We start from the raw sequence: 1,332 nt of genomic DNA, 5'->3' as shown, positions 1-1,332 counted from the left end.
CCGGACGCGCTGCTGCCGCCGCGGCCCGGCTTCTGCGGCAGCGGTTCGCCCGGGAGCTGGTTGACCGGATCGACGTTCGGCCCCGGCACCGTCACCATGTCGGAGGACCGTACGGCCCCGCCGAGCACCGAACCGACCAGCAGCGTGAGCCCGATGACGACGGTCGCGACGACCGTGCCCCGCCGCAGTACGCGACGCCGCAGGTCCCAGATCTCGGAACGCGGTCCGAGTGTGCGCCAGGCCTCGCCCGCGAGCCGCCCGTCCACCGAGTAGACGGGCGCGCCCGCGATGATCAGCGGTGACCAGGCGGCCAGATAGATGATGTCGGGCGCGTCGTACGCCGGAACGGTCCGCCAGCTCACGGTGAGCAGCAGCGCCGCGGAGAGCAGCGCGCCGAAGCAGGCGGCGACCCGCTGCCAGAGCCCGAGGACGGTGAGTACGCCCGCCACGATCTGGAGGAAGGCGACGCTGAGGCCCGCGCCGACCGGGTGGGAGAGCGCGAAGTCGCGCAGAGGTTCCGCGAGCGCCCAGGGATGCAGCGAGTTGAGCCATTTGACCATGGAGCCGCGCTCGCCGCCGTCGAAGTAGACGGGATCGCAGAGCTTGCCCATACCGGCGTAGATGGAGATGAAGCCGAGGAAGATGCGGAGCGGGAGCAGCACCACGCCGAGGTTCATCCGGCGGCCCGGGTAGTACGCGTGCCGGACGCCGGCCGCGTCCCCGGGCCGTACACCGGTCGCGGCATAGCGCCGGTCGCGCCGCAGGTGGTCGTCGGGATCGGCGCCGGGCTCCGCGTACGGCTCCAGGTCCAGGTCTCGGTCCAGGTCGTGATCGAGGTCCCGACGCGGGTCCCGGTCCAGGTCCGAGTCCAGCTCCAGGTCCGGATCGATCGTCCGCTCCGGCGTGTCGTACGCGCCGACCGCCTGCCGCATGGGCGGCAGCAGCGGTGTGATGCCCGACCGGGTGCCGGCACCGCCGCCCGAGCCGGGGCCGTGACCACGGCTCTGCGGGCCGACGACGGGCGTCGGCATCGTCGCCTCGCCGTCGAGGTCGAACCGCGGAATGACCTGGGTGACGCCGGTGTCGTACCCCATCTCCGGTACGGCGGGCCGGCCGGCCACACCGGACATCCCCGGCCTGCCGGGCACCGGACGCACATCACGCGCGTCACGCGCCTCCCGCGCGTCCCGGTAGCCGCCCGTGGGCGGCACGGAGGAGTTGCGTACGGCCTGGAGGAGCCCGGTCGCGCCGGGATCGCCCGGGGCGGACTTGCCGCTCCAGACGACGGGTGCCCTGCGACGGCCTCCGCCGCCGCCGACGCCACCGCCGGTG

The 1,332-nt window shown here is 73.9% G+C and carries 1 protein-coding gene; it reads right to left on the bottom strand.

Translation table 11 applies throughout. From position 1 onward, the window contains the following. Window positions 1-1,332: DoxX family protein (locus GA0115259_RS38535; RefSeq protein WP_107469440.1), on the bottom strand; the 1,332-nt coding region annotated here is incomplete at both ends.

The sequence above is a fragment of the Streptomyces sp. MnatMP-M17 genome (genome assembly GCF_900091995.1).
In the GTDB taxonomy this organism is placed as follows: Bacteria; Actinomycetota; Actinomycetes; order Streptomycetales; family Streptomycetaceae; genus Streptomyces.
This window is presented reverse-complemented; position numbering and strand designations above follow the sequence as displayed.